We start from the raw sequence: 21,250 nt of genomic DNA on the forward strand, positions 1-21,250 counted from the left end.
AGTTGTTCCAAAATTACTTTTGGACAACTCTTTTGTATTATATCTTTTCTTCTTTAATATTGTCTTCTTCGTCTTCTAAAACCCCTTTAGTAGAATCTTTGAAGTTTTTCATAGATTCACCAATAGAGCGTCCTAGTCTAGGTAGTTTAGAAGGACCAAAAATGATTAAAATTATCACTAAAATAATGATTAAGCCTGGAATCCCGATTGAGTTAAGCATAATTATTTCCTCCAAATTGAAAAACTGCACTGTAAATAAATTCCTATTAATCTCCTCTAGATAACATTGCACTAAAAAGTTCCACTTTTATCTAGAGATGACAAATTTCTTAACGTGATAGTTAGGAATTATTTTTTTACAACCTCTTCTTTCTTGTTATCGACTAATGTAAATTCTTTTTTAACTTCCTTGAACTCACCAGTTACATCATCTACAACATCTTTTGTAGAATTTTTGAATTCTTTTAATGTTTGTCCAACGGCTTTACCCAATTGTGGCAGTTTAGATGGCCCGAATAATATTAATGCAATTACTAGGATAATAACTAATCCTGGTACTCCGATTGATTGTAACATAAGAACCCCCTTATATTGGTTAATGCTCAGTTAGTAACTTCATCAGCATTGTTTAATTGCTTTTTATAAGTTTTCTCCGAAACTATAATACTTATTTCAAATAAAAGCAACAAAGGAATAATAATTAAGAAATCAGAAACAAAATCAGGTGGAGAAATCATAACACCAACTATAATTAAGATAAAGTATGAAACTTTTCTCATTTTTCGTAAACGAACTGGAGTGACAATTCCTAACTTTGTTAAAAGCAAGATTATAACTGGTAGTTCAAATACAAGGCCTACAGGAATTAATAGATTAAACATTAATGTAAAGTATTGTTGTATCCCATAAGTTTCAGTTGCACCGATTGATTCATTTATATTCGACATGAAATTTAGCATTAATGGAAATAAAATGAAGTAACTAAAAGAAACACCAATTATAAACAGGATAAACGCAATTGGAATAAATATCCCAGCACTTGTTGCTTCACTATTAGTTAGACCTGGTTTTGTAAATTGCCAAAGCTGATGCATCCCTACAGGTAATGTGAAACAAATTGCTACTAAAAGTGCACACTTAACATAGATGGAAATGCCATCAGTATAACCAAATACATTCCAATCAACCTGTTTTGCAGCATCCTGAGATTTTAAAAACTGTAAAATATCAGGTGCGAAAAAGAAGCCTAGCAATAACGTAATAACGAAAATTATACAAATCATTATAAGGCGTTTGCGTAACTCTTCCAAGTGTTCTACTAATGTATATTCTTTTTCCTCCATACTTTCATCACCCATTCGAAAAATACAATATTAAAATAAAAATTTGATTTTAGTTTGTTTTTTGTTATAGAATAAAATAGTTTCAAGGAGCCATGTAAATTATACACACTTGAAACGAAAAGTAAATAGATTAGTACTTTAAGATTAAGGTGCATAAGGGGGAGGATTAAAACTTGACAGAATATAACCGTGACGAGTTAATCCAAATTATACAGATGTTAGCAGGATTACTGCTTTTTAGTGGGTATGCCTTAACACTTGATTACTTTTTTGGAGATGTAAAGACATTTTCTCTTTTTGGTTCAGGTTTGGGATTAGCTATAATACTAGCTTGCTGGATTGGTAGAAATCATCTAGCATTCATAGTTAGTTCAGTCTCTATGTCATTAGTATTATCAATTTTTTACACTTTAGGAGCAATTTAGTACTTTTATTGGAGGAGCTATTATGTCAGAAAAAGAACAAAATTTTACAGCAAAAAAATCGACTAGACGTAATTTCTTGAAAAACTCAGGATTAACTCTAGGAGGCTTGGTTCTAGGGGGAGCAGTAACAAGCCTAGTTGTAAAGGATACAGAAGAAACAGTCACAACTTCTGGACCTGCACATTCAGCAAATCAAAATGAAACGGTCAACCATAACAAAGCTTTAATGTTCTTTACACCAGAACAGTACTCTACTATTTCCGCAGCAACAGAACAAATCTTTCCAGAGACAGAAGTAGGCCCAGGCGCCGAAGCACTACTAGTACCTTATTTCATTGACCATCAATTAGCAGGAGCATATGGATTGATGAGTAAAGAATATACAAAAGGTCCATTTTATCCTAAAGAAGCAACCCCATTATTTGGCCACCAAACACATCTAACACGTCAAGACATTTTCGTATTAGGAATTAACCTATTAAATTCCGAGGCTACTAAAAGATACGAAAAAAAATTCTATGAACTTGAAGCTGAGCAGCAAATTGAGATTCTAACAGCGGTAGAAGCAGATGAAGTGGAGTTAAATGCTGCAACTACACCGTCTTACTTCTTTAAATTATTGCGAGCAGCCACACTTGAAGGTGTATATTCTGATCCATTGTATGGCGGAAACAAAGATATGGGTGGTTGGAAAATGAAAAAGTTCCCAGGTCACCAAATGTCATATGCAAACATGGTAGAAAAAGAAGAATTTGTTGAAATTGAGCCGCAAAGCTTAACTGCTCAACATAATCATTAATTGGGGGTACAACAATGGCAACAACATTACCAAAAACAGATATCGTATTAGTAGGAGTAGGTTGGACAGGAGGAATTATTGCTGCAGAACTTACAAAGAAAGGTTATAAAGTAGTAGGTCTGGAACGTGGTAAAACGCGTTCAACGAGTGATTACTTGATGGTCCATGACGAACTTCGTTACGCGAATCGAAATGAGATGATGCAAGATCTATCTAAAGAAACTTGGACTGTTCGACATGACCCGAGTCAACGTGCATTACCATATCGTAATCATGGTTCCTTCTTAATCGGAGATGGATTAGGTGGTTCTGGTGAGCACTGGAATGGTTTAACATATCGTTTTATGCCTTATGATTTTGAAATACGTTCGAAAACGATTGAACGATATGGTGAAGAGAAAATTCCTGCTGATATGCCACTGCAAGACTGGGGTATTACATATGATGAATTGGCTCCTTACTTTGACAAATTTGATGAAATGATCGGTTTATCCGGAGAAGAAAATCCACATCCTGATATGCCAAAAATTAAATATCCAACAGCTCCATTAAAAGAAACTCCTGCAATGAAAATGTTCCGAGAAGCAGCAACTGCGCTTGGGTATCACCCGTATACAGCACCAGCTGCAACTTTGTCTGAAAGTTATACGAACAAAGACGAAATCACACGTGGAGCATGCCAATATTGTGGGTTCTGTGAAAGATTCGGTTGTGAATATGGAGCAAAAGCATCTCCAATCGTGACTGTTCTACCTGTAGCTGAAAAAACAGGTAATTTTGAAGTTCGCACTGAATCCTCAGTTCGTCGCATCCTCCACGAAAATGGAAAAGCGACAGGTGTATTATATATCGATACAAAAACAGGTGAAGAATTTATTCAACCAGCGACTGTAGTTGCAGTAACAAGTTATATTTTGAACAACGTACGTCTTCTATTATTATCAAAATTAGGTAAACCATATAATTATGAAACAGGTGAAGGAGTTATTGGTAAAAACTATGCATATCAAATGACTTCTGCATCATCAACTGGATTCTTTGAAGATAAAGAATTCAACTCATTTATTGGTACAGGGGCACTAGCTGGAGTATTAGACGATTTCAATGGTGATAATTTCGACCATACAGATCTAGATTTTATTCACGGTGGTAATATCGCATTAGGCCATTATGGAAGACGTCCAATCGCAAATAATGCAACACCAAAAGGAACTCCATCTTGGGGTAAAGAGTTTAAAGATGCATCTATCTATTGGGCAAATAAATATATGGGCGTAGGTTCTCAAGGTTCAGTAATGCCTAATAAAAACAATTTTTTATCGCTGGATCCACAATACACAGATCAATATGGCGACCCATTATTAAGTGTTACATTCAACTATAAAGATAATGAAAGAAATCAACAAAAATATATCCGTGAAATCACTACTAACATCTTAAAAGAAATGGGTGCAACGGAAGTTACAACACCAGGAGATCAAGAGGACTGGGATACTACAAAATACCAAACAACTCACAATACAGGTGGAGCTATTATGGGTGCAGATCCAAAAACTTCTGCGTTAAATAATTATCTTCAAATGTGGGATTGTGAAAATGTATTCATACCTGGTGCAAACGCTTTCCCTCATAACTCAGGTATGAATCCAACAGGTACAGTTGGGGCTTTAGCATACCGTGCTGCAGAAGGTATTGAAAAATATCTTGCAAACGGTGGAGGATCATTAGTTTAAAATAAAAAAATTATTTTGATGAAATTCTGCATCAAATTTTAGTCAACAAAAAGGTAGTTGGAGAAGTTCTCCTTCTACCTTTTTAATATTTAATAATCTAACTTAGCTTACTTGATGATCGTATTTAATCAAATTGTATTGGTACTAATGAATATTACTATAATTATTTAAATTTTGTCTCTTTATTATTATCTTCTTCGTCTAATACACCTTTAGTTGATTCCTTGAAGTTTTTCATGGACTCTCCAATAGAGCGGCCTAATTTTGGAAGTTTAGAAGGGCCGAAAATAATTAAAATAATAACCAAGATAATGATTAATCCCGGAATGCCGATTGAACTTAACATCATAATTTCCTCCAATGATGAACTACATAGATAAACTAACTGGTTTGAATCATTACATGCAGTTCATTTAAAATTTACTTTTTTGTAGTATCTTCTTTTTTTAGATCGACTATGGTGAACTCTTCTTTGACTTCTTTAAATTCTCCTGTCACATCATCCACAATATCTTTTGTGGAATTTTTGAATTCTTTCAATGTTTGTCCAACGGCTTTTCCCAACTGCGGCAGTTTCGATGGACCAAATAATATTAGAGCAATAGCTAGTATAATTACTAATCCTGGAATTCCGATTGACTGTATCATAATCAATCCTCCTTTGTTTGTTAGTAGTTAGTGTGTCCAGCTTTTATTTTTTAACTTATTATTTATAAGTTTGTTCAGAAATGCTAATACTTATCTCACTATAATGATACTGATACTAAAAAAATCAATTATCCTACTAGCTTAGTTTGACTTTGGAGTAACTAGTTATGATTAACAAATACCCTTTTTAGATAAAAATAATCAGCAAGATTAAAAAAGACTATTATTTACGGATGGGCTATAAATACAGAAAGTTCTTATGGAGGGATAGAATGACTCAGTATAACAGCGAAGAATTATCATTGATATTACAAGTTATAGCAGGGATTACATTAACGATGGGGATGGCATTTACTTTATCTGTTTACCATGGTTCAGTACCCGGCTTTGCATTAATAGGGGCTGCAGTTGGTTTAGCAATCATAATTGGTTGTTGGGGTGGGATGAAGCATCTGGGATTTATGGTAGCGATTATCTTGGTATCAATTGTTTTATCCATTTATTTTAACTTTAGCGCTTTATTGGGATAAAATATGTAAGTAAATAATGTGGGAATTTTTATGAACGGCCGCCTTAAAAAAGGGGCCATTTTTTGTATTTAATTTAATCCGTTCACTGAAGAGGTGCATTGATAATAAATTACAGATGTTTGAACTATGATCTCTTCAACCAAAACAAGTAGTGTTGGGTTGTCTTCATTCCTTTAGAGGCGTAAAATAAAAGAATATTGACTTATAAGGGAGTTTTTTATATGAATAGCCGCTTAGTAAATGAATTTCTGGAATTGGTACAAATTGATTCTGAAACAAAACATGAAGAGATTATCGCACCAATCCTTGTTAAAAAACTGGAAGAGATGAGATTCGATGTCCATCAAGATGATGCACATACTCGAAATGGCCACGGTGCGGGAAATATCATTGCTACATTAACTGGGACACTGGATGCGGAACCGATCTATTTCACTGTCCACATGGATACAGTAGTCCCAGGGGCGGGAATCAAGCCTGAAATTCGGGAAGACGGTTATATCTACTCGGATGGGACGACGATTTTAGGAGCAGATGATAAAGCCGGGATGGCGGCCTTGTTTGAAATGGCCCGTCGATTAGATGAACAAAAAATCGAACATGGAACAATTCAATTCATTATAACTGCTGGGGAGGAAAGCGGCTTGGCAGGTGCTAAAGAATTGGATCCATCCTTGATCCAAGCGAAGTTGGGCTTTGCAGTAGACAGTGATGGGAAAGTAGGTGGAATTGTTACAGCAGCGCCTTTCCAAGCAAAGCTGGAAGCTAAAATTATTGGTAAAACAGCACATGCTGGGGTAGCTCCTGAGAAGGGGATTTCTGCTATTACTCTAGCAGCAAAAGCAGTAGCGAAAATGAATCTTGGCAGAATTGATGAGGAGACGACAGCAAATATAGGCCGTTTTGAAGGTGGGAAAGCGACGAATATTGTTTGTGATGAGGTTTATATTTTGGCTGAAGCTCGTTCCATCAACAAAGAAAAATTAGATGCTCAAGTGAGCCATATGAAAGAAACATTTGAAAGTGTTGCACGAAATCTAGGTGGACGAGCAGAGGTTGATATTAAACTAATGTATCCAGGTTTTTCGGTAACCGAGTCTGACCGAGTTGTACAAATTGCAATACAGGCTGTAGAAAACATTGGACGTAAAGCCCAGCTTGGAACTTCCGGCGGTGGAAGTGATGCAAATGTAATTGCAGGGTTCGGTATCCCGACAGTGAATCTTTCTGTGGGTTATGAAGAAATTCATACAACGAATGAACGCATGCCGATTGAAGAATTGGAGAAGTTGGCGGATTTGCTAGTTGAAATCGTTAAATGCTCAGCTAAATAGTGTGCAAATTTCGTAAAGGGGCTAGTAGGGGAAAGATTCCTATTAGCTCTTTTTACTTTTTTGGTTCTTCTTTAGGATTGAAAAATTAGAATTTTGATGTTGTTTGTTGGGAGATTGTCTCATAAAATTAGTTATATAAGATAACCAAAAGTGCTCATACTTACGGATTCTCATCGATTCCGCAAGTATGAGCACTTTAAAATTTCCTGATTATAGCTTTTCTTCTTTTTTCACTTCGTCATCATCATCCATGACACCTTTAGTAGATTCTTTGAAGTTCTTCATTGATTCTCCAATAGAACGGCCTAATTTCGGTAATTTTGATGGACCAAAGATAATTAAGATGATCACCAGGATAATGATTAAACCTGGGATACCAATTGAACTGAACATATATTTTTTACCTCCAACAATAACTGCTGTTAAGCAGATTCACTTTATATATATCCTCTAATATAGTTTGCCCCGTAATATAACAGGTGCAAGCATTTAGTGGATCTATAAGTATATTTGTGCAGCTTATTTTTTTGCAGTTTCTTGAGTTTTGCTTTCAGTTAGTTTGATTTCTTCCTTAACTTCCTTAAACTCCTCTGTTACATCCTCAACTACATCTTTTGTTGAATCCTTGAACTCTTTCAAAGTTTGTCCAACAGCTCGTCCTAGTTGTGGAAGTTTAGATGGTCCGAAAAGAATTAAGGCAATAACAAGGATTATAATTAATCCTGGAACTCCGATTGATTGAAACATATGATGATCCTCCTATGAATTGTTGCTTATTCTGTTGCTTCGGTTTGTTTCTGCAAAGATTTTTTGTAAGTTCTCTCAGAAACAAGAATACTTATCTCAAATAATAGTAATAGTGGGATAATAATTATAAAATCTGACACAAAGTCAGGTGGTGTAATACTTATACCTACTACAATCAATATAAAATAAGAAAGCTTTCTCATCTTTCTTAAAAGCTTGGGATTAACAATACCCAATTTGGTTAAGAACAAGATCACTACTGGCAGTTCAAACACGATACCGACTGGAATTAACAAATTAAACATTAAAGTGAAATATTGCTGCATCCCGTAAGTCTCGGTTGCTCCGATAGATTGATTTATATTAGCCATAAAGTTCAGCATAAGCGGGAATACAACAAAGTAACTGAACGATACACCAATTATAAATAGAATAAAGGCTAGTGGAATAAATTTTGCTGCACCAGATGCCTCTTTATCTGTTAAACCAGGCTTTGTGAATAACCAAAGCTGATGCATAGCAATGGGCAGGGTGAAACAGATTGAAATTATTAAAGCGCATTTCACATAAATAGATATGCCATCTGTGTAGCCAAATACATTCCAATCAACATGTTGAGCAACTTTTTGTGATTTAAAGAACTGTAGGATATCAGGCGCGAATACAAAACCGATAAGCAGTGTCACAACGAACACAATACTTATAATTATGAGCCTTTTCCGAAGTTCAGTCAGATGCTCAACTAATGTAAATTCTTGATCTTCCATATATTCAACCCCCTTTCCAAATAACCTAAGTGCCTAAAATCCTATGCAGGCAAAATAAAAAAATAAAAAATGTATACAAAAAAATTGAATATTATACTAATCTGTTATAGAATGAAATAGTTTTTCAGGAACATCAATAAATTATACACTCTTTAAACAAAAAGTAAACTGATTTCATTGAGTGTAAAAGGGAGGGGTTTATGTGACAGAATATAACCGCGGTGAATTATACTCAATCATACAAGTATTAGCAGGAATTACACTAATAACTGGATATGCTTTAGCAATTAATAACTACAACGGTAATGTACCTGCATTCTCGCTGATTGGATCGGCATTAGGCTTAGCAATTATACTAGTTTGTTGGATTGGTAGAAGACATTTAGGTTTCATCATTAGTTCAGTCGCAATGTCTGTCGTTTTATCGGCCTTTTTTATTGTAGGCGCAATTTGATTTAAGGAGGATTCTGATTATGTCGGAAAAAGGACAAAATTTTACTGAAAAAAAATCAACAAGACGTAATTTCTTAAAAAACTCAGGATTAACAATTGGTGGGGTAGTTCTAGGGGGAGCAGTTGGTAGTCTTTTAGGAAAAGATAATGCTACTGTAACTGAAGAGACAGGGCACCAACAGCACGCTGCTGAAACATCTTCATCAAATACAAATGCAGCCTTGATGTTCTTCTCGCCGGAACAGTTCCAGATTACAGAAGCTGCAGTGGAAAGAATTTTCCCTGCTGATGATAATGGCCCTGGTGCAAAAGAATTATTGGTGGCTTATTTCATCGATCACCAATTAGCAAGTGGATGGGGTACAGGTGCGAAGGAGTATACTTCGGGACCATTTTTCCCAGGTGAGGGAACACAAGGTTATCAAAGTTCATTAAACCGCCAAGATGTTTTCACGATTGGTTTAGCAGCTCTTGAAAGTCAAAGTAAAGCTACATATGAGAAATCATTTATAGAGTTATCAGAAGAAGAGCAAGATGCAGTTCTTACAGAATTCGATGATGGTAAAGTAAAAATGAAGGGTGTTTCTTCGGACTTCTTCTTTAGTTTACTGCGCTCAACAACAATTGAAGGTGTTTATGCCGATCCTCTATATGGCGGTAACGCAAATATGGCAGGTTGGAAAATGAAAAACTTCCCAGGACACCAAATGAGCTTTATGAGCATGATTGAAAAAGATGAAGTTATTAAATTGGACCCAATTCCATTATCTTCACAACATGGTCATTAATTTTAAACAAGATATAGAGATTCATAAAATTACGTATGATTTATAATAGATACTTAGGAGTGGAATATAATGGTAACAACTTTACCTAAAACAGACGTCGTAGTAGTCGGTGTTGGTTGGACAGGCGGTATCGTAGCTGCTGAACTATCAAAAAAAGGCTATAAAGTAGTTGGACTAGAGCGTGGTAAAGGTCGTACTACGGCAGACTACTTAATGGTGCACGATGAACTGCGCTATACAAAACGTCATGAAATGATGCAAGACTTATCAAAAGAAACAATTACATTCCGTAACCATGAAAAAATGCGTGCACTACCTATGCGTCAACATGGTGCGTTCGTTGTTGGTACTGGTGTAGGTGGATCCGGTGCTCACTGGAGTGGACAAAACTACCGCTTCCTTCCTTATGATTTCCAAATCAAGACAATGACTGAGGAAAGATATGGTAAAAACAAACTGGACTCTAACTACATTTTACAAGACTGGGGAATTACTTACGATGAGTTGGAGCCATATTTCGACACGTTCGAGAAAATGGCAGGTATTTCCGGTGAAGAAAATCCACTTGGCGGATTTAGATCAAATCCTTACCCAACAGGACCAATGAAAACATCACCACTTTTACAAACATTCAAAGATGCAACGACAAACTTAGGTTGCCATCCTTATATGGTTCCTTCTGCGAATCTTTCTGAAGATTACACAAATCCAGATGGAATTAGCCGTGCTGCATGTCAATATTGTGGTTTCTGTTCACGTTATGGCTGTGAGTATGGTGCTAAAGCCGATCCTGCAGTGACAGTGGTTCCAACTGCCGAGGCTACAGGTAATTTTGAATTGCGTACACACTCACAAGTAGTGGAAATCCTTCACACAGGCAATAAAGCTACAGGCGTACGCTATGTAGATGTTCAATCAGGTGAAGAATTTATCCAACCTGCAGAAGTTGTAGTGGTATCAAGTTTCACATTAAACAACACACGTTTACTATTATTATCAAATATGGGTACTCCATATGATTCAAAGACTGGTAGAGGTGTAATCGGTAAAAACTACGCATACCAAAACAACTGTGGTGAAACAGTTGGGTTATTTGATGATCGTCAATTTAACCTATACATGGGTGCTGGTTCAATGGGTGTTGCAATCGATGACTTCAATGGAGATAACTTTGACCATACAGACCTAAACTTTATTCATGGTGGTAGTATCTTCCTGCTGCAAACGGGTAAAGGACCAATCGGATTCAACCCAACAAAAGATGGTACGAAAAACTGGGGTAAACAATTTAAAGAAGAATCTATTAAATACTATTCTAGTCAAGTTGCTATCGATGCTCAGGGTGCGAACCTTGGCCACAGATATCACTACCTAGATCTTGATCCAACATATAAAGATGCTTGGGGTATGCCACTTTTACGTATGACTTATGATTACGAAGATCAAGACCGTGAAATGGCGAAATTTATCGGTGACCAAACTGAAAAAATTGTAAAAGAAATGGGTGCAACTCATACTTATACAAACAGAGAGCAAGGACCATTCGATATCGTTCCTTATCAATCGACACATAACACTGGTGGCGTAATCATGGGTTCTGATCCAGAAACAAGTGCAATCAACAACTACATGCAAATGTGGGATTTTGATAACGTATTTGTTCCAGGGGCAAGCGCATTCCCTCACAACGGTGGTTATAACCCAACTGGTACAATCGGAGCATTATCTTACCGTGCTGCTGAAGGTATCGATAAATACTTGAAAAATGGCGGTTCTTTAGTTTAATCTATCAAACTAACTATATAACTATAAATTAATCTAATAAGATTCTAGTCAACAAATTTATCCTCTCTAAGTAGACAATGAATATGCTATGGAACGAATGGCTATTACATTTATACTTAGCGGGGATTTTTTTATGAAAAAGTGAAATAGGCATGCGAACATTAAATACTCGTAAAAATCTGAACTATTTTAAGCCGATTTCTACGGATAAGTTGTATAATAATCTTTAAAGTCTTTTTAGCCTGAGGTGATTCAATGTCATTTGAAAAAGTAGTTATTTTTAGTAGCGGTCAAGAAGAATACGCGGTACCGGTTGAGCAGGTCGTATCCATTGAGAAATTGAGCCCCATTACACCTATTCCTCATTTGCCAAAGTATTTGCTTGGTTTTGCAAGAGTCCGGGGAGAGCTCATACCAGTCATCGATTTCAAACGTATCTTATACAATCAATCGAGCCAGGGAGATTTATGTCGAATTGTTGTGCTCAATACGGATATCGTAAATTATGGTTTAGTCGTGGACGAAGCAAAAGAAATTATTAACCTAACAGAAAATGAAATTAAACAAGTCGGGCTTGTAAACTATTCAAAAACACGCTACTTTACTGCGATAGCAAATTTGGAGGAGCGAATGATTGCCTGCGTGGATCCAAAGATATTAGTAGATTCGCTGGAGGGAATTCGGGAAATTATTGAGTACTTACATAAACTGCTTGAAGACGAAAGAAATCAGCTGGACTCATAAAAATAAAGAGCTAGTAGGGTAAAGCATCCTACTAGCTCTTTATGATTCACTGTTTTTGGTAATGGCTATATTCTTTTTATGGAAATGAGCGAGAAAACCGTAAATACTCGGAATAAACATGATGACGGTAATTAAGGCGAGTGTAAATAATAAGTTTTCTTCAACCCAGGGGATATTCCCCAATCCAAAACCAGTCCCTAACCAAATCAAGGTCCAGATTAATGCACCAAGTACATTATAACGGACAAAATTTATATAAGAATGGTCAGTAAACCCTGCAATAAACGGAATCATCGTTCGCATTAAGGGTATAAACCTTGAAAAGGTAATCGCAACTTTCTCATACTCATTCAGGAAATCGCTTGCTTTTTCAATACTGGATTGTGAAATCATTCTTTTTAGGTAATTTTTATCAGCAGGTATTTTTTTGAATACTCTTCCTAACAAAAAATTATTGCTATCTGCCAATGAGGTGGCAACAAATAGTAACGGGAATAATAATACTAAATTTAATTCGCCGACAGCAGCGATTGCGCCACTGGCGAATAAAAGTGAATCACCGGGCAAGAAAGATAGAATAACAAATCCTGTTTTGCCGAAGACGATTAGAAATAGCAATAGGTATATATAGATTCCAAACTCGTCTATGTAATAATATAGTTCAGAATCAAGCTTTTGCAGTACTTCAAAAATTTCAGACATACTCATATAGCTAGCTCCATTTCTGTCATTTCTAACTATTTCTTCTTAAATTATATTCTCAAAATGAAATAATTAACCTGCATTTATCCTTTTATTTACTAAATGTATCAAAATTCTATCTAAATTAACGTGTTTCACTTCTACTTTTCACATAATTGCAGATCTTGAAACTTTTTCAATTCAAAACCGTATAGTAGAGAAACCAATAAAATGTAAGTATTTGAGGTGAAATGAATGCCGAACAACTTACCCTACAGGCCAATTCTAAAATTACCAAAAACCAAACTTGAAAAAATCATGGATGGCATCGGAATTTTATTTTTTGGAGCTGCGATTATTTTCCTAATGCTGAATTGGAATGCCATTCCTGGACAAGTGCCTGCTCATTTTAATGGAGCTGGGGAGGTGGATCGTCTTGGGTCGAAGTATGAGTTGATTATCCTTCCCATTATCGGTCTGTTTATTTATGCGCTCATGGGCCTGTTGGAAAAAGCACCTCATATGCACAATTACCCTGAGCGTATCAATGAATCGAATGCAGAACTTTTTTATTTGCATAGCCGCAAATTATTGAATATCGTCAAAAATATACTTTTAACGGTGTTTGCATTTTTAATCGTTCAAATCAGTCGTGTATCCTTAGGGGAAATCGATACTTTAAGTATTGGGTTTGTCCCAATTATCCTGCTCGTATTATTTGGTACTATCGGAATCGGCTTATACAAGCAATCGAAAATAAAATAAAATAAAACAAAAGACTGCAATGCTGCCATCTCCAATTTACTGGGAACCACTGAAAGAATATACTATAATACAGATAATACAGTGAAATTAACGTGGCAAGATGATTGAATTTAAACAAATAATCTGCTGTGCTAAACATTCTGGATGGGAGAAAAAGTTTTGAAAAATGGTTTGCATGTATTTTTTGGTGGTATGCTTGGGAGTCTTTTGCGTTACATTGTGCAACTTTATACATCTACATCGGTAATGCTTTGGATCGTCAATCTAATAGGCAGCTTCGTCCTTGGTAGTTTAAACGGTTTTTTCTTAAGGAATGATAAGCCGGCTAAGCTTTTTTTAACTACAGGGATGCTGGGTGCATTCACTACCTTTTCCACCTTTACCGGCCATTGGTTTACTAGACTGCAAGAACATTTTCTATTAGGTGTCCTATATGCTCTAGCCATGACCTTCTTATGTTTTGCTGCAGCTTATTTTGGGTACTTTCTGAATCGGGGTAAACAAACATGGAATGGATAATTGTGGCGCTGGGAGGAGGCGTAGGGGCAACGCTTAGATATTTTGTTCAATTGTGGATTGGAAAAATGAAATTGCCCTCCTATTGTGCAACAGCAATCGTTAATATATTGGGTTCCTTTATACTGGGCATTACAAGTCATATAATGATTGAATCAAGTTCACTGATGGCTTTTTTAACCATGGGAGTTTTAGGAGCTTTTACTACTTTTTCGACGTTCGCATTTGATATTGTAAAACTAATGGAAGTAAAAAATAGGGGAATGGCGTTCCTATTTATCGCAGTGAACTTGGTAGGCGGTATTTTAGCCTTTTGGCTGGGGTGGATCCTTTAGTTATAGATAGTGAATGAAATACATACATTAAAGGCGGTAATTAAAATGAAAGCATATTTGGCAAATGGATTATTCTCGATGGGGGATCGATTGGTAAACGAATTGCTTGCTAGTGAAATTAGGAAGGAAATACCGGAAATCGAGCTATATGTTCCGCAAGAAAATGATGCAATCAATGATAAACATGCATTTGCAAATAGCTTGGCAATTGCGGATGCCGATATGAATAAGTTGCAGGAAAGCGATGTGCTTATCGCCGTTTTGGATGGGATTGAAATAGATTCTGGCGTAGCAGCTGAAATCGGGGTATTTTCTACTTCTGGTCGTCCAATTATTGCGTTATTTTCGGATGTCCGACAGCTGGGGCGAGACAATCGCGAAAAAATCAATGCTCTGATTGAGGACGGTACAGAGAATCAGTTTATTTATCGCAACTTATTTGTGGTAGGGCTAATTAAACGGAATGGTGTCATTGTTAGTACAGTGACAGAAGTGGTTGAAAATGTGAAGAAATATTTGAGGGAGGAAGTATTATGAAAAGAACCGGGGAAAGAGTGCTAAGCATTATCGCGTCTGTACTTAACGTCCTATCAGTAGTTTTTTTAATCTTTATCCTATTTAGCAGCAAGATCCTGCTGGATACGGGCATGAACGATCCGATGATTCAAAGTGAAATTGAAAGCGAGATGTATGCAAGTGGCTTAACGGAAGCGGAAATGGATGAAGCTTTATTATTAATGGGGGATTTTGTATCCTTTATGGGTGGAATCGGCTGGTTATTTGTTGTTTTGGGCGTCATTGCAATTATCCTGGGAATTATTGGTGCAGTGAAAGTCAATAAAAATGCAAAATTAGCAGGGATCTTGTTTATTATAGCAGCAGTTTTATCGGGGATCATTTCATTACCTGGTATTTTATTGATTATTGCAGCGATTATGTGCTTTGTTAGAAAACCACAATCAGGGGAAATCTCACTTCAAAAGACCGATGAAAATGGTTATATCATTGATTAATTTGAAATGTTAAAGTGTATTTTAGCATAGCTTGATGTTGTAGAGAGGCATTCGGAGTGTTCTGTTCTGAATGCCTTTTGTGATTTCTATTTATTCTACTTTTTTATACTCCAGGTTCGACTCTTTTTATTTATATTGGATTTTTTCAAGTGTCAAAAGTTTCTCTTTCACATCCAATCCTCCACTAAAGCCTGTAAGTGAACCATTTTTGCCCAAAACACGGTGACATGGGATGGCAATGGCAACCGGATTTGACCCAATTGCCATTCCGACTGCTCGAACTGCGTTTGGGTTACCAATTTTGTTTGCAATATCAGAATAACAAAAAGACGAACCATAAGGGATTGAACTAAGGGCCTTCCAAACGTTCATCTGAAAAATTGTCCCGCGAACGTCAAAGTTAAATGTAAATTGAGTTCTTGAACCATCAAAATACTCTATTAATTGTTCTTTATATAAGGTTAATTCATCTGAAGATTCCCTTAGTTCACAATTAGGAAATTGCTTATTGCATGTTTTTATTAATTCATCTATTGATGAATGCTCGGTTCCTAGATAACACAATCCATTTTCGGTTGCAGCAATATAGACCTTCCATTGATTATGTATAATCATTTGATAATAAACAATCGTTTTTTTATCCATGAATACACCTCCATTTTCTATATATTATCATGAAAATGTTATCTTATAATGTAATTTTCTGATTGTATACATTTTAGAAAATTGCCCTTACTCGTTATGTTATAATTGAATCTAGCAGAAATCGTTCTGTTCTTTTAAAAGAACCGGGCGATTTTTATTTATCACCTGAGTCTTCCAAAGTCTAAGTATTAATACATAGATAAAATTTGGGAAATCTAACTGTAAATTCGATTTAAGGAGAGAGTTATATGGGGGAAACAAAAGCAGTAACACCATCGATTTTTAGACAGGCATTGACAGTGAATAAAAAACCGTTTCCCTGGTTGAAAGCACTCTTAGCTGGCATAGCAGCGGGACTTCCTATTGCGATTGGATTATTATTTGGTAATTTTCAATATGGATTGATTGCAGGATTAGGAGGTTTTACTTTTCTGTATGTTTTTCCTATCCCTTATGCGCAGTTAGCCAAGAAACTTGCATGGTGTGTTTTAGCAATAGCCATATGTGTTTTTTTAGGTACCTTATTGGCCCCATATCCCTTTATAACAGCGATTATGATGGGACTTATCGGATCAATCGGGGTATTTGTATTCGGGGCATTCAGATTAGTGGGGCCGTCTGCTTTCTTTTTTGTCCTTATTTTTGCAATGGTAACCGGAATGCCGGTTGCACCCGAGGAAGCCTTTACCCGATCAGGGTTGGCATTTCTGGGTGGTCTATTATCATGGAGCATTGCTATGGGTGGTTGGCTATTTAACCCTCATGGTCCGGAGAAGAATATTGTGCAAAGAAGCTATCTGGAATTGGCTAATTATTTTGAAGCGATTGGAACTGTACATGAAAATGCCGTACAACATCGAGTAATATCCACTTTGAAAGAAGCTAGTGAAACGATGACTTCCGGCTACATTTCCTGGAAGAAATCGGATATGTACAATTATTTAGTAGTATTAAATGACTTTTCCCACAAAATTTATCTATTCTCCGTTGAACAACAGCTTACAGAGCGTAAAGATATTCCCGAAGAATTAGGACAATCCTTGAGGAAAATGGCGGAAATTATCGATTCCAAAAATATCTACGATGCAGCATCAATAAATTTACCGCATCCCAATGAGATGGATGAAAACATCGCACAAATTTTTATTGAAATGAATGCCGTGAAAAATAGTTTATTGAAGTCAAGCGTTCCATTAAAACAACAAGCCGATGTTCAGATGAACTCAGCCAAAAGAATCTTGCTTGGGGCATTCGATAAAAACTCCATCATTTTCATTAATGCACTAAGGTTTGGTGCAATTACAACATTGGCCGCCATTTTTGCTTTTGAATTTGAATTTAATCGCTCCTTCTGGATTCCTCTTTCATGTGTCGCCGTCATGTCTGGTGCGACGGTGATAGCTTCTCTCCACCGTGCAATCCAACGCAGTTTTGGGACGATTTTTGGGATATTGATAGCAAGTGCGATATTATTTTTTCAACCAACTGGATATATGGTTGCTCTACTAATTTTCCTCTTAACCTTCATTACCGAGTTGTTTATCGTGAAAAATTATGGATTGGCAGCACTATTTTTTACTCCGGCAGCACTGATTATGGCGGAAGCTGGCTCGAATGGAAAGGCACCGTTTTCATTTATAGCATCCGCCCGTTTGGTTGATGTAGTAATAGGTATAATCATTGGATTGATCGGAGTTTGGTTTGTCGGGAGGAAATCGGCCTCAAGCAGGACGCCACATTTAGTTTCGAAAACGATACGATCTCATGCACAAGCATTTTATACGCTGTTTTCAAAGCAGGAGATTTATCACAATGAAATTAACAAAATGGAGACCAATATCCGAAATTTAAGAACCATCTTTGATACAGCTACAGGAGAGCTACCGAAAGATGAAAAAACAATAGACTATTATTGGCCAATTGTCTATTCGCTGGAGGAACTTGGATTTCTATTGGAGAAATGTGCAAAGTCTAGCAACCGACCTTTGTTGAATGATAGCGAGCTTGCACAATATTTATTAGCTTTCGAATCAATGGCAATTGCTGCCGATCGAAGAAATTATGCAGAAAAACGAAATCTGCCCGAAATAGCAGGGTTCCAAAGTATCGTAGAAAAAATTGAACAATTGCAAAGCAGCATGCTAAAACACTAATTGGCAGTAAAATTAACATTTTCGATATAAATTTAATCTATTGCAGGATTTTCTAATTGTTAGTTTAAAAATAGAAAACTTGGAAAAAGTAATATTGGATAGCATTTTCGCTAAGCGAAATCTTTTTTAAGCTTGGTGGATACCATGATGGTATTTACATCCTATTGGTTAGAAGCTATGAATATGAGACTGCTTATAAAATGGAGGAAATCAAATGTTGAAAATCGGTATTATTTTAGGAAGTACACGTGAAGGTCGAGTAAGTCCGCAAGTTGGGGAATGGGTGAAGAAAATAGCTGATGGGCGCGGGGATGCAACTTACGAGATTATTGATATTGCAAAGTTCAAATTACCCTTGTTAGGCGAGCCAGGTGGAGATGCTTCCGGTGTTGGCGAATGGTCGGCGAGTGTTGCAAGTTGTGATGGTTTTGTTTTCATCGTATCAGAATATAACCATTCCATTTCGGGGGCATTAAAAAATGCACTGGATTTCTTGCGTGAGGAATGGAACAATAAAGCGGCAGGAATTGTCAGCTATGGTTCTGTCGGGGGGGCTCGTGCTGCGGAACATCTAAGAGGTATTCTAGGTGAATTGCTCGTTGCGGATGTTCGCGTCCATCCGGCATTATCATTATTTACAGACTTTGAAAACGGAACAGTCTTCAAACCAAAAGAAGTGCAAAATCAATCCGTCAATGATATGTTGGATCAACTTATTCCTTGGAGCACTGCCCTTAAAACAATTCGTAAGTAATTGTTATATCTTGCACCCATTTACCGTAAAGTAAGTGGGTTTTTTATTTTGTCTATTTTAAATCATTTTTTCTATACAGCCTATGCGAAAGAGGTATAAAATGAAATAAATAGTTAGAAGATTGCTGCATGGGCATCTAGTGCGGATAGGAGGAAATGCTGTTGATTAATTTGTGTGAAGTAACAGTTACTAAAAATAAGAAGAATATTCTAAGCAACATTAACTGGCAAGTGAAAAAAGGGGAGCACTGGTCGATTTTAGGATTAAATGGTTCGGGCAAAACAACGCTGCTGAATGTAATCAATGGCTATATACATCCAACGATTGGCCAAGCAGAGATTTTGGGTGAATCATTGGGTAAAACATATATCCCCGACCTGCGTAAGCAAATCGGTTTAATCAGTACATCCATACAGCAACAGATTCAGAATTTTGAAAGTGTCCTAAGTATTGTTTTAAGTGGAAAGTTTGCATCAATCGGACTGTGGGAAGCGGTTGAAAAAGAAGATGTAGAAGCTGCTCAAAATTATATGAAAATATTAAATTGTACTCATTTGCAGGAGCGGGAGTACGGAACTTTATCGCAAGGGGAACGTCAAAGAGTATTAATAGCAAGGGCATTAATGGCGAATCCAAAAATACTGATATTGGATGAACCATGCAATGGCTTGGACATTATCACTAGGGAAGAATTATTGAAAATAATCGATGATTTATCAAAAACGAGAGACTGTCCTACACTTATATATGTGACACACCATGTAGAAGAGATTCTTCCATGTTTCACGCATAGTCTTTTATTAAGGAACGGGGAAGTATTTAAAAAAGGAGGATCTTCCGAACTGCTGACGGAAGAAAATCTGTCCAACTTTTATGGACGGGCTGTATCGGTTCAAAGAGAACAAAATCGCACCTGGGTTGCCTTAAAGGAGAGTGTGGAAGAAAAGGGGCTTGAGAACCAGGAACAACAGTATTCTCTTCATGTTAAATGAGATGGAACATATAGTATATAGTTAGTCTGAATACAATAGTCGAAAAGTAAAGGGGGGATATATATGACACAAGCTAAAGAGCCCAAACAAAAAAACGAATTTATGTCTTGGTTGGTTGCAATTTTATTTGGGATTGTCATTTCTTTTATTTGCCGTGAATTTCTTTTTTCCCCGCTTGTGGTTAAAGGAGCTTCCATGATGCCTACATATGAGAATCAAGATGTCATTATTGTTAGTAAAATAAGTGAAATCAATCGGTTTGATCAGATTGTTTTTGAAGCTCCGGACGAAGATGAATATTATATTAAACGTGTTATTGGCTTACCCGGCGATAAAGTCGAAATGAAAGATGATATCTTAATAGTAAATAACAAAGAATATGAAGAATCCTATGTAAAACGAGATAATAACAATCCTTTGCAAAATAGGGTTACCGAAAACTTTACTCTGAAAGGAATTACTGGGTATGACGCTGTCCCGGAAGGGTACTTATTTGTTTTAGGAGACAATCGTTTGAGAAGCTCCGATAGCCGGCACTTTGGATTGATACCAATTGATTCAGTGTTGGGTGAATCAAAAATTAGAATTTATCCATTCAGTCATATTAAACTCTTCACAACTTCTGATGAATAAAAGAATGAGACCTAACTTGGTTGGTCTCTTTTTTGCTTTTAAGCGAGGAGTATTTTTGGATTTTATGGGTTGCACGAATAAATCATGGGTCTATTATTTGAAGTTTATTCTTTATACATAGAATGGATATGAAGTTGCCAAGTTGAGGAGGAATTTTTCATGCTAGCAAAGATTTACAAAAGTGATGCAGGTTATACGGCAGAATACGAACATAACTATGAAGTTCCAAGTGAGAGAGTTTGGTCCTCGCTAGTCAGCAATGAGAACTATCGATTTTGGATGGAACATCTTGAAATAACGGATCTAAGTAAAGGTGGGAATATTAATTTTCATTTCAACGATGGGTCAGGAACTATCGAGAAAATAACCATCACAGATTATATGGAGGGGAAGGTTCTGCAATTTGAATGGGGAGAGGATACTGTTAGATTTGAAATCATTCCAGCATACACCTCCTCTCGATTAATCATGAAGCAATTTCTAACGAAACTAACAGATCACACGCCCAAGGACTTAGCTGGATGGCATGTTTGTTTACAGAAGTTTGATGATGTTGTAACAGGGGAATCACATTTTTTGCCTGAAGACGAGTGGGAAAAATGGTATGCGGAATATAAACTGTTGGTTAATAATTTAAATCATGCTGATTGAAAAAACGAGTAGAAGT

The 21,250-nt window shown here is 36.4% G+C and carries 29 protein-coding genes; 19 read left to right on the top strand and 10 right to left on the bottom strand.

Annotated elements, in window-relative coordinates; genetic code table 11:
• Window positions 1-37 precede the first annotated feature (37 nt).
• From tatA (QYB95_RS07585) to tatC (QYB95_RS07595), 3 genes are all read right to left on the bottom strand, one after another.
• Window positions 38-220, bottom strand: a complete 183-nt coding sequence (gene tatA, locus QYB95_RS07585; RefSeq protein ID WP_301137700.1) for a twin-arginine translocase TatA/TatE family subunit — start codon at window positions 218-220, stop codon at window positions 38-40.
• Window positions 221-348: 128 nt separating this feature from the next.
• Window positions 349-576 carry a twin-arginine translocase TatA/TatE family subunit gene (locus tag QYB95_RS07590; protein WP_301137701.1) on the bottom strand — a complete coding sequence of 76 codons (228 nt, stop codon included), beginning with the start codon at window positions 574-576 and terminating at the stop codon, window positions 349-351.
• 26 nt (window positions 577-602) lie between these two features.
• Window positions 603-1,343 carry a twin-arginine translocase subunit TatC gene (gene tatC, locus QYB95_RS07595; RefSeq protein WP_301137702.1) on the bottom strand — a complete coding sequence of 247 codons (741 nt, stop codon included), beginning with the start codon at window positions 1,341-1,343 and terminating at the stop codon, window positions 603-605.
• Between the two features lie 173 nt (window positions 1,344-1,516).
• Between tatC (QYB95_RS07595) and QYB95_RS07600 the strand changes: the two genes are divergently transcribed.
• The 3 genes from QYB95_RS07600 to QYB95_RS07610 are packed head-to-tail and all read left to right on the top strand — an operon-like array spanning window position 1,517 to window position 4,300.
• Window positions 1,517-1,768, top strand: a complete 252-nt coding sequence (locus QYB95_RS07600) for a hypothetical protein (RefSeq protein WP_301137704.1) — start codon at window positions 1,517-1,519, stop codon at window positions 1,766-1,768.
• A gap of 22 nt (window positions 1,769-1,790) precedes the next feature.
• Window positions 1,791-2,567: a gluconate 2-dehydrogenase subunit 3 family protein gene (locus QYB95_RS07605; RefSeq protein WP_301137706.1), complete on the top strand. Its 777-nt coding sequence runs from the start codon at window positions 1,791-1,793 to the stop codon at window positions 2,565-2,567.
• Window positions 2,568-2,581: 14 nt separating this feature from the next.
• A complete protein-coding gene (locus QYB95_RS07610; protein WP_301137707.1) occupies window positions 2,582-4,300 on the top strand; it encodes a GMC family oxidoreductase in 1,719 nt (572 codons plus the stop codon).
• 163 nt (window positions 4,301-4,463) lie between these two features.
• Here QYB95_RS07610 and tatA (QYB95_RS07615) read toward each other — a convergent pair whose 3' ends face one another.
• Together tatA (QYB95_RS07615) and QYB95_RS07620 are read right to left on the bottom strand one after the other, a co-directional pair.
• A complete protein-coding gene (gene tatA, locus QYB95_RS07615; protein WP_425609184.1) occupies window positions 4,464-4,649 on the bottom strand; it encodes a twin-arginine translocase TatA/TatE family subunit in 186 nt (61 codons plus the stop codon).
• A 71-nt stretch (window positions 4,650-4,720) separates the two neighbouring features.
• Window positions 4,721-4,948, bottom strand: coding sequence for a twin-arginine translocase TatA/TatE family subunit (locus tag QYB95_RS07620; RefSeq protein WP_301137708.1), 228 nt, complete (start codon window positions 4,946-4,948; stop codon window positions 4,721-4,723).
• Window positions 4,949-5,220: 272 nt separating this feature from the next.
• Here QYB95_RS07620 and QYB95_RS07625 point away from each other — a divergent pair, with 272 nt between their 5' ends.
• Complete coding sequence (locus tag QYB95_RS07625; RefSeq protein WP_301137709.1) at window positions 5,221-5,478, top strand: hypothetical protein; 258 nt, start codon at window positions 5,221-5,223, stop codon at window positions 5,476-5,478.
• Window positions 5,479-5,699: 221 nt separating this feature from the next.
• Window positions 5,700-6,812, top strand: coding sequence for a M20/M25/M40 family metallo-hydrolase (locus QYB95_RS07630; RefSeq protein ID WP_301137710.1), 1,113 nt, complete (start codon window positions 5,700-5,702; stop codon window positions 6,810-6,812).
• A 210-nt stretch (window positions 6,813-7,022) separates the two neighbouring features.
• Here the strand turns inward: QYB95_RS07630 and tatA (QYB95_RS07635) are convergent, their stop codons facing one another.
• The 3 genes from tatA (QYB95_RS07635) to tatC (QYB95_RS07645) all read right to left on the bottom strand — a co-directional run bounded on the left by tatA (QYB95_RS07635) (window position 7,023) and on the right by tatC (QYB95_RS07645) (window position 8,326).
• Window positions 7,023-7,205, bottom strand: a complete 183-nt coding sequence (gene tatA / locus QYB95_RS07635; protein WP_301137711.1) for a twin-arginine translocase TatA/TatE family subunit — start codon at window positions 7,203-7,205, stop codon at window positions 7,023-7,025.
• 126 nt (window positions 7,206-7,331) lie between these two features.
• The gene (gene tatA / locus QYB95_RS07640) at window positions 7,332-7,559 is read right to left on the bottom strand and encodes a twin-arginine translocase TatA/TatE family subunit (protein WP_301137713.1); all 228 of its coding nucleotides are present in this window, start codon (window positions 7,557-7,559) and stop codon (window positions 7,332-7,334) included.
• Between the two features lie 26 nt (window positions 7,560-7,585).
• Complete coding sequence (gene tatC, locus QYB95_RS07645) at window positions 7,586-8,326, bottom strand: twin-arginine translocase subunit TatC (RefSeq protein WP_301137714.1); 741 nt, start codon at window positions 8,324-8,326, stop codon at window positions 7,586-7,588.
• 202 nt (window positions 8,327-8,528) lie between these two features.
• Between tatC (QYB95_RS07645) and QYB95_RS07650 the strand changes: the two genes are divergently transcribed.
• From QYB95_RS07650 to QYB95_RS07665, 4 genes are all read left to right on the top strand, one after another.
• Complete coding sequence (locus QYB95_RS07650) at window positions 8,529-8,780, top strand: hypothetical protein (protein WP_301137715.1); 252 nt, start codon at window positions 8,529-8,531, stop codon at window positions 8,778-8,780.
• 19 nt (window positions 8,781-8,799) lie between these two features.
• Window positions 8,800-9,567, top strand: a complete 768-nt coding sequence (locus tag QYB95_RS07655) for a gluconate 2-dehydrogenase subunit 3 family protein (protein WP_301137716.1) — start codon at window positions 8,800-8,802, stop codon at window positions 9,565-9,567.
• 69 nt (window positions 9,568-9,636) lie between these two features.
• Window positions 9,637-11,352, top strand: a complete 1,716-nt coding sequence (locus QYB95_RS07660) for a GMC family oxidoreductase (RefSeq protein ID WP_301137717.1) — start codon at window positions 9,637-9,639, stop codon at window positions 11,350-11,352.
• A 255-nt stretch (window positions 11,353-11,607) separates the two neighbouring features.
• Complete coding sequence (locus QYB95_RS07665; RefSeq protein ID WP_301137718.1) at window positions 11,608-12,096, top strand: chemotaxis protein CheW; 489 nt, start codon at window positions 11,608-11,610, stop codon at window positions 12,094-12,096.
• Between the two features lie 39 nt (window positions 12,097-12,135).
• Here the strand turns inward: QYB95_RS07665 and QYB95_RS07670 are convergent, their stop codons facing one another.
• Window positions 12,136-12,804: a VTT domain-containing protein gene (locus QYB95_RS07670; RefSeq protein WP_301137719.1), complete on the bottom strand. Its 669-nt coding sequence runs from the start codon at window positions 12,802-12,804 to the stop codon at window positions 12,136-12,138.
• A 228-nt stretch (window positions 12,805-13,032) separates the two neighbouring features.
• On the opposite strand from QYB95_RS07670, the gene QYB95_RS07675 reads away from it, so the two are divergent.
• The 5 genes from QYB95_RS07675 to QYB95_RS07695 all read left to right on the top strand — a co-directional run bounded on the left by QYB95_RS07675 (window position 13,033) and on the right by QYB95_RS07695 (window position 15,406).
• On the top strand, window positions 13,033-13,542 hold the full coding sequence (locus QYB95_RS07675) for a DUF1648 domain-containing protein (protein ID WP_301137720.1): 510 nt from the start codon (window positions 13,033-13,035) through the stop codon (window positions 13,540-13,542).
• Window positions 13,543-13,701: 159 nt separating this feature from the next.
• A complete protein-coding gene (locus tag QYB95_RS07680; RefSeq protein ID WP_301137721.1) occupies window positions 13,702-14,061 on the top strand; it encodes a fluoride efflux transporter FluC in 360 nt (119 codons plus the stop codon).
• Window positions 14,049-14,393, top strand: coding sequence for a fluoride efflux transporter CrcB (crcB, locus tag QYB95_RS07685; RefSeq protein ID WP_301137723.1), 345 nt, complete (start codon window positions 14,049-14,051; stop codon window positions 14,391-14,393). The genes QYB95_RS07680 and crcB overlap by 13 nt, the downstream gene beginning before the upstream one ends.
• 45 nt (window positions 14,394-14,438) lie before the next feature.
• Entirely contained in the window at window positions 14,439-14,930 is a 492-nt protein-coding gene (locus QYB95_RS07690; RefSeq protein ID WP_301137724.1) for a nucleoside 2-deoxyribosyltransferase, read from the top strand.
• The gene (locus QYB95_RS07695) at window positions 14,927-15,406 is read left to right on the top strand and encodes a DUF4064 domain-containing protein (protein WP_301137725.1); all 480 of its coding nucleotides are present in this window, start codon (window positions 14,927-14,929) and stop codon (window positions 15,404-15,406) included. Before QYB95_RS07690 ends, QYB95_RS07695 begins: the two co-directional genes overlap by 4 nt.
• Before the next feature lie 126 nt (window positions 15,407-15,532).
• On the opposite strand, the gene QYB95_RS07700 is transcribed toward QYB95_RS07695, so the two are convergent.
• Window positions 15,533-16,051, bottom strand: coding sequence for a methylated-DNA--[protein]-cysteine S-methyltransferase (locus QYB95_RS07700; RefSeq protein WP_301137726.1), 519 nt, complete (start codon window positions 16,049-16,051; stop codon window positions 15,533-15,535).
• A gap of 248 nt (window positions 16,052-16,299) precedes the next feature.
• Between QYB95_RS07700 and QYB95_RS07705 the strand changes: the two genes are divergently transcribed.
• The 5 genes from QYB95_RS07705 (at window position 16,300) to QYB95_RS07725 (ending at window position 21,234) form a co-directional block, all read left to right on the top strand.
• Window positions 16,300-18,204, top strand: coding sequence for an FUSC family protein (locus QYB95_RS07705; RefSeq protein WP_301137727.1), 1,905 nt, complete (start codon window positions 16,300-16,302; stop codon window positions 18,202-18,204).
• A 214-nt stretch (window positions 18,205-18,418) separates the two neighbouring features.
• The gene (locus QYB95_RS07710) at window positions 18,419-18,958 is read left to right on the top strand and encodes an NADPH-dependent FMN reductase (RefSeq protein WP_301137728.1); all 540 of its coding nucleotides are present in this window, start codon (window positions 18,419-18,421) and stop codon (window positions 18,956-18,958) included.
• A 155-nt stretch (window positions 18,959-19,113) separates the two neighbouring features.
• Window positions 19,114-19,950: an ABC transporter ATP-binding protein gene (locus tag QYB95_RS07715; protein WP_301137729.1), complete on the top strand. Its 837-nt coding sequence runs from the start codon at window positions 19,114-19,116 to the stop codon at window positions 19,948-19,950.
• Window positions 19,951-20,013: 63 nt separating this feature from the next.
• Window positions 20,014-20,583 carry a signal peptidase I gene (gene lepB / locus QYB95_RS07720; protein WP_301137730.1) on the top strand — a complete coding sequence of 190 codons (570 nt, stop codon included), beginning with the start codon at window positions 20,014-20,016 and terminating at the stop codon, window positions 20,581-20,583.
• Window positions 20,584-20,742: 159 nt separating this feature from the next.
• Window positions 20,743-21,234: an SRPBCC domain-containing protein gene (locus QYB95_RS07725; RefSeq protein WP_301137731.1), complete on the top strand. Its 492-nt coding sequence runs from the start codon at window positions 20,743-20,745 to the stop codon at window positions 21,232-21,234.
• The last annotated feature ends 16 nt before the right edge of the window (window positions 21,235-21,250 follow it).

This window comes from Ureibacillus aquaedulcis (genome assembly GCF_030418165.1).
Taxonomy (GTDB): domain Bacteria; phylum Bacillota; class Bacilli; order Bacillales_A; family Planococcaceae; genus Ureibacillus; species Ureibacillus aquaedulcis.

What these genes read in the sequence shown, in the direction of transcription:
- tatA (WP_301137713.1), bottom strand. Translation starts at nt 7,559, where the DNA reads ATGTTTCAATCAATCGGAGTTCCAGGATTAATTATAATCCTTGTTATT.
- QYB95_RS07700 (WP_301137726.1), bottom strand. Translation starts at nt 16,051, where the DNA reads ATGGATAAAAAAACGATTGTTTATTATCAAATGATTATACATAATCAA.
- QYB95_RS07690 (WP_301137724.1), top strand. Translation starts at nt 14,439, where the DNA reads ATGAAAGCATATTTGGCAAATGGATTATTCTCGATGGGGGATCGATTG.
- QYB95_RS07695 (WP_301137725.1), top strand. Translation starts at nt 14,927, where the DNA reads ATGAAAAGAACCGGGGAAAGAGTGCTAAGCATTATCGCGTCTGTACTT.
- lepB (WP_301137730.1), top strand. Translation starts at nt 20,014, where the DNA reads ATGACACAAGCTAAAGAGCCCAAACAAAAAAACGAATTTATGTCTTGG.
- tatC (WP_301137714.1), bottom strand. Translation starts at nt 8,326, where the DNA reads ATGGAAGATCAAGAATTTACATTAGTTGAGCATCTGACTGAACTTCGG.
- tatA (WP_301137700.1), bottom strand. Translation starts at nt 220, where the DNA reads ATGCTTAACTCAATCGGGATTCCAGGCTTAATCATTATTTTAGTGATA.
- QYB95_RS07660 (WP_301137717.1), top strand. Translation starts at nt 9,637, where the DNA reads ATGGTAACAACTTTACCTAAAACAGACGTCGTAGTAGTCGGTGTTGGT.
- QYB95_RS07715 (WP_301137729.1), top strand. Translation starts at nt 19,114, where the DNA reads ATGCTGTTGATTAATTTGTGTGAAGTAACAGTTACTAAAAATAAGAAG.
- QYB95_RS07725 (WP_301137731.1), top strand. Translation starts at nt 20,743, where the DNA reads ATGCTAGCAAAGATTTACAAAAGTGATGCAGGTTATACGGCAGAATAC.
- tatA (WP_301137711.1), bottom strand. Translation starts at nt 7,205, where the DNA reads ATGTTCAGTTCAATTGGTATCCCAGGTTTAATCATTATCCTGGTGATC.
- QYB95_RS07625 (WP_301137709.1), top strand. Translation starts at nt 5,221, where the DNA reads ATGACTCAGTATAACAGCGAAGAATTATCATTGATATTACAAGTTATA.
- QYB95_RS07620 (WP_301137708.1), bottom strand. Translation starts at nt 4,948, where the DNA reads ATGATACAGTCAATCGGAATTCCAGGATTAGTAATTATACTAGCTATT.
- QYB95_RS07710 (WP_301137728.1), top strand. Translation starts at nt 18,419, where the DNA reads ATGTTGAAAATCGGTATTATTTTAGGAAGTACACGTGAAGGTCGAGTA.
- tatA (WP_425609184.1), bottom strand. Translation starts at nt 4,649, where the DNA reads ATGATGTTAAGTTCAATCGGCATTCCGGGATTAATCATTATCTTGGTT.
- QYB95_RS07605 (WP_301137706.1), top strand. Translation starts at nt 1,791, where the DNA reads ATGTCAGAAAAAGAACAAAATTTTACAGCAAAAAAATCGACTAGACGT.
- QYB95_RS07630 (WP_301137710.1), top strand. Translation starts at nt 5,700, where the DNA reads ATGAATAGCCGCTTAGTAAATGAATTTCTGGAATTGGTACAAATTGAT.
- QYB95_RS07670 (WP_301137719.1), bottom strand. Translation starts at nt 12,804, where the DNA reads ATGAGTATGTCTGAAATTTTTGAAGTACTGCAAAAGCTTGATTCTGAA.
- QYB95_RS07590 (WP_301137701.1), bottom strand. Translation starts at nt 576, where the DNA reads ATGTTACAATCAATCGGAGTACCAGGATTAGTTATTATCCTAGTAATT.
- QYB95_RS07705 (WP_301137727.1), top strand. Translation starts at nt 16,300, where the DNA reads ATGGGGGAAACAAAAGCAGTAACACCATCGATTTTTAGACAGGCATTG.
- crcB (WP_301137723.1), top strand. Translation starts at nt 14,049, where the DNA reads ATGGAATGGATAATTGTGGCGCTGGGAGGAGGCGTAGGGGCAACGCTT.
- QYB95_RS07665 (WP_301137718.1), top strand. Translation starts at nt 11,608, where the DNA reads ATGTCATTTGAAAAAGTAGTTATTTTTAGTAGCGGTCAAGAAGAATAC.
- QYB95_RS07675 (WP_301137720.1), top strand. Translation starts at nt 13,033, where the DNA reads ATGCCGAACAACTTACCCTACAGGCCAATTCTAAAATTACCAAAAACC.
- QYB95_RS07655 (WP_301137716.1), top strand. Translation starts at nt 8,800, where the DNA reads ATGTCGGAAAAAGGACAAAATTTTACTGAAAAAAAATCAACAAGACGT.
- tatC (WP_301137702.1), bottom strand. Translation starts at nt 1,343, where the DNA reads ATGGAGGAAAAAGAATATACATTAGTAGAACACTTGGAAGAGTTACGC.
- QYB95_RS07610 (WP_301137707.1), top strand. Translation starts at nt 2,582, where the DNA reads ATGGCAACAACATTACCAAAAACAGATATCGTATTAGTAGGAGTAGGT.